Below are 16,969 nucleotides of genomic sequence, written 5' to 3'. Positions count from 1 at the left end.
GCCTTTGCATATCAAAGGGGCTCAAATAAGGATTTAGCATCATGATGTTTCAAAAAATCGGTATTTTCGGCAAGCTCAACGGTATCCAATCCTGGGAGCACATTGTCAAATTAATTGAACACTTTCAACCCCTGGAAAAAACTTTCTGGTTAGATCAAGACTCTCTGTCAGATTTTCCTGCTGAACGCTATGGCGTGGAAATTTTGCCTCGCGAAAAACTGGCTCAACAAATCGAGCTAGCGATTGTGGTCGGTGGTGATGGCACCTTTTTAAATGTCGCACGCAGTATGGTCGATGCAGAAATTCCTATTTTAGGCATTAATCTAGGACGCGTTGGTTTTCTCACCGATGTCACACCAGAGCATATGCTTCCGACACTTGAAGCCATTTTTCAGGGAAAATATGACTGTGAAGAACGTAATTTACTCAGTGTAGAAGTTAAAGAAGGTGCGCAAACCGTCTATCGTGAAATCGCCTTTAATGATGTGGTGTTGCATAAAAATAACTCTCCTCGCATGATTGAGTTCGACATCTATATCAATAAACGATTTTTTAATCATGAACGAGCCGATGGCTTAATTATCTCCACCCCCACTGGATCTACGGCTTATGCGCTCTCCGCTGGAGGCCCCATTCTCACCCCAGAAATAAATGCCATTGCCTTAGTCTCTATCTGTCCGCATACCATTACCAACCGCCCAGTCATTATTTCAGGCGACAGCCAAATCCAACTCCACCCTTCTAAAAACTGTCGCGGAGAGGCACAGATTATCTGTGATGGCCAAGTGGGCTACAACACCAACGCTAACCACATCACCCATGTGACACGCCACCCAAAGTTTATTAAAATGCTGCACCCTAAGGGTCATGACCATTTCGCGATTTTACGCGATAAACTAAATTGGGGAAATAAAGGCTAATGCTCAAACACCTGCACATTAAAAACCTTGCGCTGATTGAAGAACTTCAGCTCCCCTTTGCAAACGGTTTTACCGCCTTAACTGGAGAAACTGGAGCGGGTAAATCGATTCTACTTGACGCTTTAGGGCTGACATTGGGCAATCGAGCCGATGCCAGCCTGGTGCGGCATGGTGCTAAAAAAGCGGACATTACTGCTGAATATGACCTGAAGCAATTGCCTCAAGTGCAAGCTTGGTTAGAAGAAAATGATCTCGAAAATGACGAGCCCGAGCAGTGCTTAATGCGTCGCACCGTCACCGCTGAAGGGCGCTCTAAAGCCTATATTAACGGCATTGCCGTTCCCGTTGCGCAACTCAAAACCCTTGCAGCACAGCTGATTGATATTCATGGCCAACATGAGCATCAAAGCTTAATGAAGCCCGCACAACAACTCAAACTCGTCGATGCTTATGGTGGTTTACAAGCCGAACAGCAACAGGTCAGCCAACTGTTTAAACAGTGGCAAACCCTTAAGCAGCAATATCAAACGCAACTCGATGTGCAGAGTGATCAACAAAGCCGTTTAGCCCTCTTACAATTTCAACTGGAAGAATTTGCTAAGGTCGCACCGCAAGAGAATGAATTTACCGAGCTCTCCGAAGAACAAAACACGCTCTCTCATGCCAGCGAAATACTGACCGCCTCCCAAACCGCCTATACGGCTCTGGAAGGGGATGAACACAACAGTACTGAATCAGCCACGGCACAAGTACTCAATGCGATTGAAGCGCTTGAGCAGATTGCCGACTATCAACCTGCCTTACAAACCCAAATAGAACAGCTTAATCAAGCCTTAATTGAACTGCAAGAAACCGCAAGTGATATTCACCATTTTAGCCAAAACATTGAACTGGATCCGCAAAGGCTTGAACAAGTTGAAGCGCGCTTAGCTGAACTCCATGGTCTCGCCAAAAAGTATCTCATTTCACCCGAAGAACTGATACAAAAGCAGCAAAAGATTGAAGCGGAATTAAAGGCCATTGAACACGCCGACGCATCTTTAGAGCAACTCCAACAAGCCGTTAGCGAAGCAGAAGAAGCCTATTTGCAAGCCGCTTTAAAATTAAGCCAGCAGCGGCAAACCGCCGCACAACAACTCGCTGAACAGGTGACCCTCAGCATGCAAACACTGGGCATGGAAAATGGTCAATTTGCCATTGAATTCCAACCGCTTGAGGCCTCAGCTGCCAGCGGATTAGACAAGGTCACCTTCCAAGTGACTGCCAATAAAGGACAGCCCTTGCAACCCTTAACCAAAGTCGCCTCCGGTGGAGAGCTCTCCCGCATCAGCCTTTCCATTCAAGTCGCTACAGCAGAAGTCGCCAGCCTGCCCACCCTGATTTTTGATGAAGTGGATGTTGGTATTGGTGGTGGCATCGCCGAAGTCGTCGGACAAAAAATGCAACAACTGGGTCAACAAAGACAAATCCTCTCCATTACCCACCTTGCACAGGTCGCAGCCCATGGACATCAACACTACCGCGTCTCCAAAAACAGTGATGCCCAGCAGACCACGACCCAAGTTCAAAAACTCTCAAAACCAGAACGGATTGACGAGCTGGCTCGTATGCTTGGTGGACTCAAAATCACACCGCAAACGCGTAAGCATGCGCAAGAGATGTTAGAACTGGCACAAAAGTCAGTCTAGAGCACTGGACTCACCCTACAAAATCCGTATAATATTCGCCTTTTCTACAGGTGCCCGATACTTAGATAAGAAAAGTATTTGGGTTAAACGGGAAACTTGTGCAAATCAAGTGCTGCCCCCGCAACGGTAATAAAGAAGCGTTGATCATGAGGCCAAGGTCTTAATCGCCATTGAAGCGCTGCTTTGAGAAGGCGATCAACAAATTGCTTTTAAGCCCGGAGACCGGCCTGTAGAAAGTGTATTTTTAGCACATCCCCTATTGCGGAGGGCAATACGGAGGATAAGCCAAAGCGACCAAGCGCTCAATTTATCCTATCCTGCAGATTCAGTTCACACCACTGCAGGTTCCGTTTTGCCTTTGTAATTTTAAAATCAGGTTAATTACAAAGGAATCCATATGAAAAAAACAGCTCTTATTCTTGCACTCGCCGCGGTTACCGCGCCGGTTTTTGCCGAAACCGAGTTGCCTCAAGTCGTCGTAACTGCCAGTAATTCAGAACAAAGCCTAAAGACGGTCACCAGTCCGACGACCATTATTACCGAAGAAGAGATTAAAGAAAAACAGGCTCACTCTCTGGTAGAAGTCCTACGAGGCGTTCCCGGCATTACCATTAAAAGCAATGGTGGACCTGGAACAGCCAGCACTATTTTCATGCGCGGACAAGGTAACCAAGGCACCTTAGTACTTATAGATGGCATCGAGATGACCAACCCCTTAGGCACCGGTGGCGCTCGTATAGAAATGATTCCCGTTGCCGATATTCAACGCATTGAAATTATTCAAGGTCCCCAATCTGGGGTCTGGGGCTCAGGTGCCGCAGGCGTGATTAATATTATTACTAAAAAATCAGGCGCAAATACAGCCAGCGCAGAATTTGGCTCTTATGGTTTCAAACAAATTTCCACCAGCTTTGGCGCACAGACTCCTAAATCAGGCTTCCGAGTGAATTTAAGCAGCCTCTCTACAGACGGTTACTCACGTATTAAAGCTTACCATCATTCCAATGATGGTTATGAAAATGATGCTTTTCAACAGAGTGACCTCTCATTTTCATTCCATTTTAAGCCGGTTAAAAATCATCAATTTTCCGTCTTTATAAAAAATACCCAAGCGTATTCCGAGTACGATTCAACCTATGTCACTCCTCCTACCACACCCCCGAACGCAAATGGCTCTTATGATAAAACGGACTTTACTGATACTCTGCGTCGAATTGGATTAAAAAGCGTAATAAACGAGCATCTAAGCAGTGAACTGTATGCGCAAGACAATCAACTCACCCATTATGGGAATGAAGGGCTTACCACACAAACTGGCGGCAGGCTGCATTTCAGCTACAATGACTCCGATTTTTTAAATCTTGAAATTCAAAATAAAAATCTTCATCAACTTTATTCTAGTAAAAGTTACAACGATACCAGTTATAGTGCCAACAATACCAATCGCTTTGGACAATTTGTCATCACTGAGGCCATTCGACAAGATGACTTTAATCGATTCAAAGACGCTACGACGGGTAAAGTCGGCGCCAAATATCTTTTACCTCAAGAAGGCTATATCAGTGCTAACTACGGCACCGCCTATAATGCCCCTACCCTATACCAAGCCACCTATAAATCTACACAAAACCTAAAACCAGAAAGCTCGACGGGCTATGACTTAACCCTTTCCAAATTTGGAGCAACCATTACTTACTTTAAACAAGTAACGGAAGATGCCATTACTTTTGACTATAACACCTATGATAAATACTACAATGCAGATGGAAGAAATACAGCCGAAGGCATTGAATTCAGTTATCAACGCACCTTTGAGGCCATTTCTACAGACCTTAAACTCAGCTATTTAACACAAACGGTCACCAATAAAGAGGGGGACTGGCTCGCTCTCCGTCCAGATGAAACCGCCAATGTTCAACTCTCTTATTTTGGTTTTAATAAAGCAACCATCGGTATCGACACCTCCTATGTCGGCGATAAGTACGATAAGAGCGATAAAAAAGGCGCCAATATTGGTAACTATTTTGTCACCGATCTATTTGCCAACTATGCACTCACCCGTGCGGTCAATCTAAAAGCCAAAGTTAAAAATCTGTTTAATGAAGACTATACCGATGCTGTTGCCAGTTATGTCGGCAATAGCGATACACCGAAATATGTCTACAATAATGGCGGCACACAAATCTTTGTAGGGATTGACGGTAAATTCTAGTCCCGATCAAATGGTTATTTAAAACACTCGCCCTGCTTGTCAGGGCTTTGTTGTTTAAGAAAACATCAAAAAAGCATTCACGGTAAAATACCATAAATTCAATGGAATCTTTAAATGAGCGAAAAGCAACAGCATTATCATAAAATTAAGATGCAGCGTAAAAAAGCGCAGATTGAAGCATCTATGGCCAAAGCAACCGATGAAAAGGGGCTGATTTTGGTGATCACAGGCCACGGTAAAGGCAAATCGACCTCCGCTTTTGGTATGGTAGGACGTGCTTTGGGGCATGGTATGACGGTAGGCGTCTGTCAATTTATTAAAAGCCGCACCGATACCGGTGAAGAGGCCTATTTTGGAAAAGATGCAAATTGTGATTGGCAGGTATTAGGCGATGGGTTCACTTGGGACACCCAAGATCGCCAACAGGACATCGCCACCTCCCAAAAAGGTTGGGCTGTAGCGGAACAGATGCTCACCAATCCTGAAATCGATTTGGTGGTGCTTGATGAACTGACCTATCTGATTCTTTATCAATATTTAGAGGAAGATCGCATTTTACAAGCCCTTAAAAACCGTCCACCCCACCAGCATGTAGTCATTACCGGCCGCTCTGCCTCGGCCAATCTGATTGAGCTCGCAGATACGGTTTCAGAAATCAAAGAGATTAAACACGCCTATAAAGCAGGGATTAAGGCGCAAAAAGGGATCGATTTTTAACTTACCCATCATACAGGACTGGGGATTTTGAACTTTTTTCAAAAATTTTGTCTGATTTTTTTGAGTTTTTGGGCGCTTTCTGCCAACAGCCAGCCTCAGAAACCCCGCATCATTGCGCTTTCACCGCATTTGGCGGAAATGGCAGCTTCTGCCGGGGCTTTAAATCAACTGGTAGGCGTGGTCAGCTATAGTGACTATCCGCAAGCGGTGACGAAACTGCCGATTGTCGGTCACTACAACGCTTTGAATTTTGAAAAAATTTTGCAATTAAAGCCTGACATTATATTGGCTTGGGAAGGTGGCAATCGCATGCAAGATTTGGTGCGCTTGCAACAACTGTCCAAACAGTTTGGCTTTAAACTTTTTCTCTCTCATCCACAAAAGTTGACCGATATTCCCAAAGAGATTATGGCAATTGGCCAATTGGCAGGCACTGAAACCATTGCCCAACTGGAAGCGAAAAAACTGCAACAACGCCTTCAACAACAACAGAAAGCTTATCAAAAAAATCCTAACATCAGATGGATGAAAACTTTTTATCAGATTTGGGATCACCCTTTAATGACAATTAATGGCCAACACTTTATCAGCCAAGCCATGACAATTTGCAAAGGGCAAAATATTTTTTCCGATCTAAAACCCATTGCAGGTGAAGTGAGCCTAGAAGCGGTCATTTTGCGCAACCCAGAAGTGATTCTATTGGGTGGGGATCAAAACCGTCAGCTGCAGTGGCGCAAGCAGTGGCAGCACTATCCAATGATCACCGCTGTTAGAACACACCGCGTGATTCCGCTCAATGCTGACCTCTATCAACGCCCAACTGCGCGTCTGATTCTCAATCTTCCCAATCTCTGTTTAAAAATTCATCCCCCTCTCTCATCAACGCCTAGTCAATAGAGGATCCAAAAACCAAATCGACGCTTGACACTTTTGACAGAGGTTAAAGCCTGCTGCAATGCAATTACAAGTGCACTTTGCACGAGAGAGACATGAACTATTGCCTTGTTTTTCAACAAAGCGTAGGAAAGTTTTAGTCAATTTTGACTACAACACGCTCTCATGCAAACATCTGATTAGAGTTTAAATCCACTAATAGAATCTTTTAGCTCATGCACATGCTCTTCGATCGAATCGACATTCTTATCGATTTGCGTTAAATCGTTCACCAACTTTTCACCATCTTCATTTGATTTCTCAATACCAGAAATCATGAAAAGGCTTGTCTCTTTAATATCCGAGATCGTCATGGTAATCTCTGAAGTCGCCGTCTGACTGCGTTCTGCAAGTTTTCTAACTTGATCTGCTACCACCGCAAAGCCTCGTCCATGTTCCCCAGCACGAGCAGCTTCTATCGCGGCATTCAAAGCAAGTAAATTGGTTTGATCGGCAATATCTTTAATCAATCCGACCATATTTTCAATTTCATTTGTAGAGGATTCATATGATTTTGCTTTTTCAACCAACTCTTCTTGAGCCTTTTTGAACTCACTGCCTGCCCATTCAACAGACTTTCTAACCACCATTTTGGTCTTCGTCGCCTCATTATCAACCTCTGTCATCAATTTTTGAGTTCCACCGATGATCTCTTTCAAGGTTGTAATAATGGCATTAATTGGTTCTTCGAGCGCCTTTAATTCTGAATTTTCATCTAAATTAATAAGTTCAGAAATATCTCGATTACGCAATTTTTCAAATCTTTCTATGATGGGAGCAATCTGTTCTTGTAAAAAGGCTTTCCTTTTTTCAATTTCATCTCTCATATCCCGAAGGATGACAAATGTTCGATCAAGTGTCCCATTGATAAAAACAGGGATCACATACACAAAAACAGGAATCATTTCCCCATTTTTATCCTCCAGAGTTGCAGAACCATAGCCAGGACGTTTTTCATCCATATCAAAACGTTTAACAATTTTACAGACTCGACACTCATCTGGATTACTCGGCCACAGCACCTTTGCTGCGCTCGAGACATGTTTTAATTCATGATCATCCCATTTTACAAGAGACTTAAAACTTTCATTCCATTCAACGAATTTTCTATCCGGTAAGATGCTAAACATACCGACAGGATAGGTGCGTTTAAACTCTTCCCAATAAAACATCTCTCGGTTTTTAATCGTAAAGAGGGTTTTGATTTTTTCCTCAAGATTCTTCCCCTGCAAAGCCACTTTCTCTTTGTCAAAGACCACTATTTTGTCATTTGATAAAATAGCTTCCACCTCTTTATCCAAAAAACCAAAATCATACTGTGGTTCTTTGCAGGAAAATAGTTTCATTATTACCTCACGTAACTTTTGTTGGAACACAACTTGTAAATAAATCTAATAATATTTAAAGCAAATAAAGTGCCAATTTATCTTAAGAAAGCTTTGTCTTTGACCCCAAACATCCCTAATTTCTGTTTAAAAATTTACCTCTTTAAACCTCGGTCAGGTAGTCCTAAATCAATAGATCCTGTAAACGCAATTGCTCGAAATCACTCCGGAACTTCATCTGTGCCTGAAATAACTCCGCTGTAGCAATCGCATCTTCCAGTGCATTATGCGGCGGGGCATCCGGTAAATGATACTGCCGCCTTAAATTAGCCAAGCGAAACTGGGAAGCCTCTATCGAAGTATGTGGCGGGAATTGACGAACAGCGAGGTCAAAAGTATCCACCATTGCCAAAGGAGGGGCGCAACCATATTCAGCTTGACAGGCTGCCGCCAAAAACTGTTTCTCTATGCGCGCAAAATGCACTAGGGGTATCCGGCTATATGCCTCCTCACCTCTCAATGCTTTCCATAGTAAAGTTAAAACCTCAGCCAAATCTTCGCCTTGCTGCACGGCTTGATGCGTAATGCCATGCACCTTAATGGTCGCTTCAGGCAATGTTTGGTCAGTATGCACAATATAATGGGCGCCCTGCCCGACTTTAATGCGACCCCCCATCAACGGTACCCAGCCCATAGATAAAATGGCATCCTTTTTAGGATTAAGACCTGTCGTTTCAAAATCTAGCGCCAAAAAATCGACTTTTGAAAGTGGCGTGCCCAAAGGCGGTAAGGCTTGTAGCCAATTTTTGACCGCTTCTGGACAAACGGCTAAAGCTTGCCGCAGCCGCCATTGAAAGCCAACTCTCTGCCAAATATTCATAGGTTAAACTTTAAGGCCAAAGCATCCTGCATCTCTCGTACTACCGTAAAAGCATCCTTCAGATGCCGCTGTTCAAGATGTGAGAGCGTTTCTGGGGAGACGATATTATCTGCAGGCAGATTCTGTTCAATACACTGTGCTTGATGATGTTGGCGGATTTGAGCGATCAAATCCAGAGCATCTCGTAAATCTTCATAACCTTGCTGAGAAATGATGCCCGCTTGTTGCGCTTGCTGCAATCGATCCCAAGTATTTAAGGCGGGCAAACCTTCACTTAATGCATAGACTCTTGCCAGCTCCACAATAGGGGTAATACCGCGTTTTTTTAGATCTAAACCAGACTGCTTAAGCGTCGCATCTTTGGATTTTTCAATCATAAAATTGCGAAAAAAACCAATTGGGGGCTTAAAACTTAAGGCATTTGCAGCCAAATGGTATAAAAAATGCCCACTGTGCTTTGCCATGTCTAAGGCCTGTTGATGCAGAGGTTCAAACAGTTCATTGGCACCACACACCGGCTTCAAATCATAAAAGGTGGCCGCTAATAAAACCGCTTCGGCGGTTGGCGTTTCTGTCCACTGCCGGAAATAGCGCTGCCATTGACTAACGGGCTGTCGCCATTTTGAATTAGAGGCCATCATCTCACCTGGACAATATTCATACCCTAGCTGATTGAGCTGATCAACAATGGTTTGACTGAAAGTTTGTAAAACCGATTCTTCTATATTGATTGGGCCATCAGGCAGCAGCATCGCATTGTCTTGATCGGTTTTCAGTGTCTGCTCACCTCTCGCCATCGAGCCCGCGACTAAAAAGGTGCACTGTAAATTCGCCAATTCTGGCGTTTGTGATTGCTGTTGCGACAGTGTTAATCTGACCACTTTTTGTGTCAACGCCTCGCCCAAGGCACTGATTAAGCGACTGACTTTTTTCGGTGGCAACTTCTGCATCACCAACTGCTGAAAATAGGTCGGTAGCGCTTCAGAAACAGACGCCAAAGCGTCAAAACTTTGCGCTTGAGCAATGTGATGGGTTAAAGCTGAAAAGTCTAATGCAGGAGGCAGTTGATGCAAACTAAAAATACCCAACGGCCTAGCGTTCTGTTCTGAAACCACTAACACCGTCTCATTTTTAACCAATAGGGAGAGGACTTCTCCGACTGGGGTATTTTCCATCACCGGCTGCAAAATCTGACTGGCTTTAAGTGGCAATAATTGATGCAGCTTTTCGACCCCCTTTGCCACCGCAGATACTAATAATTTGCCCGCTATTTTCGTAAAACGCTCATCAGCCACCAGAACGGGCCAAGCGATTTGCGGATTTTTTTCTGCCTGTTGTAACTTTTGCGCGGCTTGCTGTAATGTCATATCCAAAGGCAAAATTTCAATGGGACGAATAAACTTTTGCACTGGTTGATCTAAGGGAAGATGGGGCATCGTCTGCTGCCATTGCTGCAAGGCCAAACGAATGCGTTCAGGTTTATGGCGTGCAAAAAATTGCTGAAAAATGGGGTAATCTCGATAAGCTTGTAAAAACAGCGCCTTTGGAAACAGATAGACTAGGCAATCTTCTTGAGCTTTGACGGTAAATTGGATTTTGCCTTTTTCTAAAAGCGATCGGTAACCAAACCACTCCCCTTCGGCCACCACATTTACCTGCTCGCCTTGGCTGTCTAACACCTGAACAGAACCCGAACGCAGCAGATAGAGCCAGTGATTGGTCTCACCTGCTTGTAAAATAGTCTCACCCTGTCGGAAGTATTCAATTTCAACTTGCGCTAACCAGTTTAAAACCGATGACTCAGACAGAGTATCTAAAGGAGGCGTCTGTTTTAAAAAGTCCAAAAGCGCCGTTTGCTCTATCTCCACAGTAACCTCCTTGAGCACATTTTACCTTTATGGCTGATGAATGAAACTAAGGCGTTTCTCCAATATAGTTGCCCCAATACCCTTGGGCTACCCAGCGTAATTGTACCCCTTTTGGCAAAGCTTTAGGAATGGACAATCGCCATTGATAACCCGCCTCATCTACTTTTTCTGCTCGTTGGGGAGGTGCCACCTTAACCACTTCCACCATTAAGCCTTTAAGTCGCTGATTGCCGGTAAACTGAATGGCCTGAGCTGTTTGCTTAACCGTGATTACAAAATCGCCTGCATAAAATTGACACCCTTGCGTTAATGCGCAGTCAGAGTGGACCGGTTTCATTATTTTCAATTCGGTATGCGGCGTCTCTTTTTTGAGATACCAATCTGTCAAAGCATAACCCACATATCCCAAAAAGGGCACCATCACAATGGCTAACCAAAAATGTTTACTCATCTCTTCCCTTCATTTGTTTCTTTGATAAGCAGCGTCTCTATTAAAACGCTGCTTATCAAAGAAAAACCCCGCCTAAAGCGGGGCTTACAATAAACCCTTCTAGAGGGACACTTAATGTGCGCCAGAAACGGTGGCTTTTGAACCTTTCGGTACTCGAATGTCTTCAACCAAATCCTGAATATGGACCGGGGTAGGTGAAGTCATTTTGGTCACGATAAAGGCAACGATAAAGTTAATCACCGCTCCCACTGCACCAAAGGCATTCGGACTAATGCCAAAGAACCAGTTAGCCGGCATATCCCCTAAGAACGCTGTGCCAGGGATAAACATAATCCCTTTATGCTGGAACACATATAACAAGGTGATAGAAATCCCTGCTACCATCCCCGCAATGGCGCCTTCTTTATTGATATGCTTAAAGAAGATCCCCATGATCAAGGCTGGGAATAAAGAGGCGGCTGCCAATCCAAAGGCAATCGCCACGGTCCCTGCTGCAAAATCAGGTGGGTTGAGCCCTAAGTAACCGGCCACCAGCACTGTCGCTGCCATCGCAATTCGACTGGCACGCAGCTCAGATTTTTCTGACATATTCCGCATCATCAACCCTTTTAACAGGTCATGCGAAATGGCTGAAGCAATCGCCAAAAGAAGACCTGCCGCTGTCGACAGAGCCGCCGCTAAACCACCGGCAACCACAATGGCGATGACCCAATTCGGCAAATCTGCAATTTCTGGATTCGCTAATACCATAATATCGCGGTCCACTTTCAGCTCAGACCCTTTCCATCCCCATTCTTGTTCTGCTTTTTGCGCAAACTCTGGGTTTTTGTCATTATAGTATTGAATTCGACCATCGCCGTTTTTATCTTCAAACTTCAACAGTCCTGTGGTTTCCCACTTTTTAAACCAATCAGGTCGTTGTGCATATTCCAAATTACTGTCAGGCTGACCCACGGGTCCAGTTTGAATGGTATCCATCAGATTCATGCGAGCCATCCCACCCACTGCAGGGGCAACTAAGTATAGTGCTGAAATAAACACCAATGCCCAACCGGCAGAACTGCGCGCATCTTTAACGGTGCGCACCGTAAAGAATCGCATAATAACATGAGGCAAACCTGCGGTTCCAATCATCAATGTCAAGGTATAGACAAACATATTGAGCTTACTGCCCATCACCTGCGTGGTGTATTGATGGAAACCTAAATCAACCAAAGTTTGATCCAGTTTATCCAAAAGATAGGTGCCATCTGACAACATCTGGCTACCCAAACCAATAGGCGGAATCGGGTTCCCAGTCAAATGCAAGGAGATAAAAACAGCAGGCACCGTATAAGCGGTAATTAATACCACATATTGCGCAATCTGCGTATAGGTGATCCCTTTCATCCCACCGACAACGGCATAGAAAAAGACGATCCCCATCCCGATATAGAGACCGGTATCATAATCGGTTTCCAAAAAGCGAGAGAAGGCCACCCCGATCCCTTTCATCTGTCCAATGACATAGGTGATGGAGGCCAAAACCAAACAGATCACCGCAATGACGCGTGCGGTATCAGAGTAGTAACGCTCACCAATAAACTCCGGCACGGTAAATTTACCGAACTTACGCAGATAAGGCGCAAGCAACATGGCCAAAAGTACATAACCACCGGTCCATCCCATTAAGAAGACCGAGGCGCCGTAACCATTAAACGCAATCAGACCCGCCATTGAGATAAACGATGCGGCTGACATCCAGTCCGCTGCTGTCGCCATCCCATTGGCCACTGGGTGAATATTCCCCCCAGCCACATAAAAATCTCCCGTGCTTTGTGCACGCGCCCAAATGGCAATCCCAATATAGAGTACAAAGGTTGCCCCTACCACCAGGTAGGTTAAAGTATTTAAATCCATTATTAACTCACCCCTTACTCTTCGTGAACATCATGATGTCGATCCAGCTTATTCATTTTGGCTGCATAGCAAAAAACCAAAATAATAAAGGTGATAATCGATCCTTGTTGCGCAAACCAGAAGCCTAATGGGTAGCCACCGATCTTAATCATATTCATTTGATCGACCAATAAAATACCAAAGCCAAATGAGACCAAAAACCAAATAGTCAAACAGACTGCTAAAAGTTTTAAGTTGCTTCTCCAGTAGGCATAGCTGTCAAAGCTGTCATCTTGTTTTTCTGCCATACTTATTCCTCTAGTTATATTTTCCAAAAAAAGATTCTGATCCAGAACCGTAAACAGGGGGTAGGATAACAGAGTTTTTCATAAACACTTATTAAGATTATTTATTACAAAGGGTTAAATCCATAAGCAAAGATTATTTAAGGATATGGTTTTATGCTGATATTATCGATAAAGTCGTTGATAAGTGCCGCCCTGTTTAATCAACTCTTCATGGGAGCCCGATTCAATAATATGTCCATCCTCAAATACCATAATGCGATCCGCCTGTTTAATGGAACTGAGACGGTGCGCAACAATGAGCGTGGTGCGATCTTCAAAGAAAGGCGCTAAATCTTGATATAGCTGGCGCTCAGTCTCCATATCCAATGCCGAAGTGGCTTCATCCATAATCACCACTTTAGGATCTTGTAAAATCATTCGTGCAATCGCCAGACGCTGTCGCTGCCCCCCTGAGAGTTTAATGCCATTGCGACCGACAATGCTGTCTAACTGATCTGGCAATTGACGTACCGTCTCTGCCATTTGCGCCATTTCCAACGCTTGCCATAACTGCGCATCAGGCAGATTGCGACCTAAATCTAAATTAAAGCGAATGGTGGTATGAAACAGCACGGGATGTTGTAAAACGGTGGCCACATTTTCGCGCACGACCTGCTGACCAATTTTTTCAAAGGGCACTTCGTTGTAACAGATACAGCCTGATTGCGGTTGATAAAATCCGAGCAACAGTTGCACCAGCGTGGTTTTACCACCACCACTCGCACCCACCAGGGCTAATTTCTCGCCAGGCTGGATTTCAAAAGAGACATCTTTTAGCACCGGCTGCGCTTGATCTGGATAGCTAAATTGCAAATGGCGAACACTCACTTTCACGGGCGTTTGCGTAAAAGGATTCACTTCACAAGGGTATTGTGGCTCTTGCTCTAAATCCAAGACCTGATTGATCCGCTGTAAAGCGCCATCTGCTGCACTATAACTGTACTGAATGGCTAAAATCTCTTGCACCGGACCCATCATAAACCACAGATAACCCAATACGGCCATCATCTCCCCGATGGTCAACCCTGAAAAAACGACCATCAGCATGGCCACCCCTCGAAACAGGTCAAAACCGATCAGAAAAATCAGAAATGAGAGGCGACTGGCTGCATCGCTTTTCCAGGTAAAAGCTTCCGAATGTTGCTTAATTTGATAGGCTAATTGGTTAATACGCTCAAAAAAGGGACGATCTTGATTGGCAGCACGCACCTGCTGTAAAGCATCCAATGTTTCTGTTAACGCCTGTTGAAAAGCCTCCAGAGCACTGTTTTCTTCTTTTTTCAGATGTTTTACAGCACGCCCCATGCGCATGGTGAAGTAGACCACCACTGGATTGAGCAGCAGTATAAACAGCGCCATCTGCCAATGCAGCCAAATCAGCACCAGGGTGACGCCGATTAACGTTAAAACCGCAATAATGACCTTACCAATTGTCGTGCCTAAAAAGGTATCAATGGTATTGACATCATTCACTAAGGTCGCCGCTACACTGCCTGAGCCCATCTGCTCATATTTCGCCATCGAAACCCCTTGCACACGCTGCAAAAGGTCTCGGCGAATCTGATAGGCAACCTCTTTAGAGATCACTGTAAATTGCTGTGACTGCCAAACACCAAAGCCGACCCCAAATATGCGCAAGAGAATGGTGATCACACTGACGGTGATAATATAACCGGCAGCCGTCTGCCAGTCTTGAGGTAACCAGTGATTCAGGCTTTCAACCACCCAACCAGGCTTGTTCAATAGGACCTCATCCACCAAAAGCGGTAACAACAGGGGCAGTGGTACCGTCACGATCATGGCCAAAAAGGCAATGATATTCGCTTTGACTAAACGGGCTCTATGCCGTTTCACCAGCTGCCAGATACGCTGCCAAGAATACTGCCCTGAGGTGATTGAGGCTTTAGAAGCTAAGTTTTCTTCTCCCTGTACAGCAGCAGGACTGGGAATTTTGGCATTCGTTTCAGTTTTTGCGTTCAATTTTAAATCAACTTTCTAATTTCATTAAGCGTTTAAAGTTTTCTGTGGTTGCTTGCGCCACTTGTTCAGGGGAAAGCCCTTTTAGGTGTGCGATCTCCTCTACCACATACCGCGTATAGGCGGGTTGATTGGTTTTCCCGCGATAGGGCACCGGCGCTAAATAGGGCGAATCGGTCTCGACCAGCATTTTTTCCAAGGGGATCGCTTTGGCGACGGCTTTTAGCGCTTTGGCATTTTTAAAGGTGACAATGCCGGAAAATGAGATATAAAACCCCATCGCCATCGCCTGTTCCGCAGTGGCTAAATCTTCTACAAAGCAGTGCATAATGCCCCCCACAGCTTCCGCCCCCTCTTCTTGCAAAATACGCAAACAATCAGGCGTGGAATTTCGGGTATGAATCACCACCGGTTTTTGTAACTGCTTGGCAATCTGCACTTGTTGACGTAAACGTTGATGTTGCCAAGTCATATCGCTGTCAGCCTCAAAATGGTAGTAATCTAAACCGATCTCACCAATGGCCAACACCTTTGGATGAGAAGCCGCTTCTATCATCGCAGCCTCATCCAGCACAAGTTCTGGATCTTCACAGGGATGAATACCGATGGTCGCATAGACTTCCGGATGCTGATCAGCCAAAGCCAACACTTCAGGCCACTGATCGGGATGAATGGCGACGCACATCATGCGCTCGACCCCATTTTCTTTCGCATGGGCAATCACCTCATCGACCGTCCCCACTTTCTCTTCTGGCAAAAGATTTAAATGACAGTGTGAATCAATAATCATTCTCTGTTCAGACTCCTACTCAAAGGTTCCGCAAGCGATTTGAAATTTTCGGTTTGCCGCGCTAACCAAATCAATAATACATTTTCCAATAAAAGGGCTTGATTGACATTACCTAGCCACAACTGTTTAGCAGACAAGACTACTTTTTGAAACAAAAGTAAGTCTTCATGATAGGGGCGCTTCTGTTGATACAACGCCTGGCGCAAGGCTGAAACCGACCAATGATAAAAATAATCTAAAATCACTTCAGGTTTCTCCCATTTTAACCATTCCGCAACCACCTCAGGCACCCATTTTTGCTGTTTTTGCAAAGCTTGACAATCCTGCTGCCACTGTTGATATTGCTGAAACTCCCCGCTTTCTATCCACGATTTTGCTGCCAAAGGCGCACCATAATGTAAGCGTAACGCCCGTTTAATTAAAGGCTCATCCGCTTGGGGACACGCCTGTTGACACCACTGCAGACCTTCTTCAAATGCGGGTGAGGTAAAATTGAGCTTTTGGCAGCGACTTAAAATCGTTGCCGGCAGTTGACTGACTGCATGGGTGGTTAAGATCAAAACCGTCTGTGCCGGCGGCTCTTCTAAGGTTTTTAACAGCGCATTAAAGGCGGATACATTCAATGTTTCTGCCGCTTCAATAATTGCTACCTTATAGCCACCCTGATGCGCAGTTTCATAAAGTTTTTCCGTTAGCGCCCGCACCTGAGCAATGGTGATCTCCTTTTTATCCTCGGCAACATTTATCTGAAAGAGATCTGGATGCTGCTGGGTTTGCAAGAGATGGCAACTTGCACACTGCTGACAAGGTTCAGCGCTGGAAGCTGTGCATAACAGATCTACGGCCATCTGCAGGGCAAAATCGGTTAACCCTAAACCCGCCATTCCCGATAAGAGATAGGCATGCGCAATCCGCTGCTGAGCCACTTGCTGCTGCCATTGCTGCCATTGGGTCTGTTGCCAAGGGTATAGGATCATGACTGT

Annotated in this window: 14 protein-coding genes and 1 riboswitch; of the genes, 5 read left to right on the top strand and 9 right to left on the bottom strand. The window is 44.8% G+C overall.

Features of this window, described 5'->3' with window-relative positions:
- The first annotated feature begins 41 nt into the window (after window positions 1-41).
- From ACYQ05_RS01630 to ACYQ05_RS01610, 5 genes are all read left to right on the top strand, one after another.
- Entirely contained in the window at window positions 42-920 is an 879-nt protein-coding gene (locus tag ACYQ05_RS01630; protein WP_459817709.1) for an NAD(+) kinase, read from the top strand.
- Window positions 920-2,608 carry a DNA repair protein RecN gene (gene recN, locus ACYQ05_RS01625; RefSeq protein ID WP_459817708.1) on the top strand — a complete coding sequence of 563 codons (1,689 nt, stop codon included), beginning with the start codon at window positions 920-922 and terminating at the stop codon, window positions 2,606-2,608. The genes ACYQ05_RS01630 and recN overlap by 1 nt, the downstream gene beginning before the upstream one ends.
- Before the next feature lie 31 nt (window positions 2,609-2,639).
- Window positions 2,640-2,853: riboswitch (cobalamin riboswitch) on the top strand.
- Between the two features lie 152 nt (window positions 2,854-3,005).
- Window positions 3,006-4,820: a TonB-dependent receptor plug domain-containing protein gene (locus ACYQ05_RS01620; RefSeq protein ID WP_459817707.1), complete on the top strand. Its 1,815-nt coding sequence runs from the start codon at window positions 3,006-3,008 to the stop codon at window positions 4,818-4,820.
- Between the two features lie 114 nt (window positions 4,821-4,934).
- On the top strand, window positions 4,935-5,537 hold the full coding sequence (gene cobO, locus ACYQ05_RS01615) for a cob(I)yrinic acid a,c-diamide adenosyltransferase (RefSeq protein ID WP_459817706.1): 603 nt from the start codon (window positions 4,935-4,937) through the stop codon (window positions 5,535-5,537).
- 27 nt (window positions 5,538-5,564) lie between these two features.
- Window positions 5,565-6,434: a cobalamin-binding protein gene (locus ACYQ05_RS01610; protein WP_459817705.1), complete on the top strand. Its 870-nt coding sequence runs from the start codon at window positions 5,565-5,567 to the stop codon at window positions 6,432-6,434.
- 176 nt (window positions 6,435-6,610) lie between these two features.
- Here the strand turns inward: ACYQ05_RS01610 and ACYQ05_RS01605 are convergent, their stop codons facing one another.
- From ACYQ05_RS01605 to holB, 9 genes are all read right to left on the bottom strand, one after another.
- Window positions 6,611-7,060, bottom strand: a complete 450-nt coding sequence (locus ACYQ05_RS01605) for a methyl-accepting chemotaxis protein (RefSeq protein ID WP_459819024.1) — start codon at window positions 7,058-7,060, stop codon at window positions 6,611-6,613.
- Between the two features lie 919 nt (window positions 7,061-7,979).
- Window positions 7,980-8,675, bottom strand: a complete 696-nt coding sequence (locus tag ACYQ05_RS01600; RefSeq protein ID WP_459817704.1) for an exonuclease domain-containing protein — start codon at window positions 8,673-8,675, stop codon at window positions 7,980-7,982.
- Complete coding sequence (locus ACYQ05_RS01595) at window positions 8,672-10,543, bottom strand: putative nucleotidyltransferase substrate binding domain-containing protein (protein WP_459817703.1); 1,872 nt, start codon at window positions 10,541-10,543, stop codon at window positions 8,672-8,674. The genes ACYQ05_RS01600 and ACYQ05_RS01595 overlap by 4 nt, the downstream gene beginning before the upstream one ends.
- 46 nt (window positions 10,544-10,589) lie before the next feature.
- Window positions 10,590-10,994 carry a hypothetical protein gene (locus ACYQ05_RS01590; RefSeq protein ID WP_459817702.1) on the bottom strand — a complete coding sequence of 135 codons (405 nt, stop codon included), beginning with the start codon at window positions 10,992-10,994 and terminating at the stop codon, window positions 10,590-10,592.
- A 111-nt stretch (window positions 10,995-11,105) separates the two neighbouring features.
- Window positions 11,106-12,893 carry a sodium:solute symporter family protein gene (locus ACYQ05_RS01585; RefSeq protein WP_459817701.1) on the bottom strand — a complete coding sequence of 596 codons (1,788 nt, stop codon included), beginning with the start codon at window positions 12,891-12,893 and terminating at the stop codon, window positions 11,106-11,108.
- Window positions 12,894-12,907: 14 nt separating this feature from the next.
- On the bottom strand, window positions 12,908-13,180 hold the full coding sequence (locus ACYQ05_RS01580) for a DUF4212 domain-containing protein (RefSeq protein WP_459817700.1): 273 nt from the start codon (window positions 13,178-13,180) through the stop codon (window positions 12,908-12,910).
- A gap of 162 nt (window positions 13,181-13,342) precedes the next feature.
- Window positions 13,343-15,019 (bottom strand): ABC transporter ATP-binding protein, encoded by a 1,677-nt coding sequence (locus tag ACYQ05_RS01575; RefSeq protein WP_459819022.1) that lies wholly within the window; start codon window positions 15,017-15,019, stop codon window positions 13,343-13,345.
- Between the two features lie 187 nt (window positions 15,020-15,206).
- Complete coding sequence (locus ACYQ05_RS01570; RefSeq protein WP_459817699.1) at window positions 15,207-15,986, bottom strand: TatD family hydrolase; 780 nt, start codon at window positions 15,984-15,986, stop codon at window positions 15,207-15,209.
- On the bottom strand, window positions 15,983-16,963 hold the full coding sequence (holB, locus tag ACYQ05_RS01565) for a DNA polymerase III subunit delta' (protein WP_459817698.1): 981 nt from the start codon (window positions 16,961-16,963) through the stop codon (window positions 15,983-15,985). The genes ACYQ05_RS01570 and holB overlap by 4 nt, the downstream gene beginning before the upstream one ends.
- Window positions 16,964-16,969: the final 6 nt, after the last annotated feature.

Source organism: Galenea microaerophila (assembly GCF_054657255.1).
This window is presented reverse-complemented; position numbering and strand designations above follow the sequence as displayed.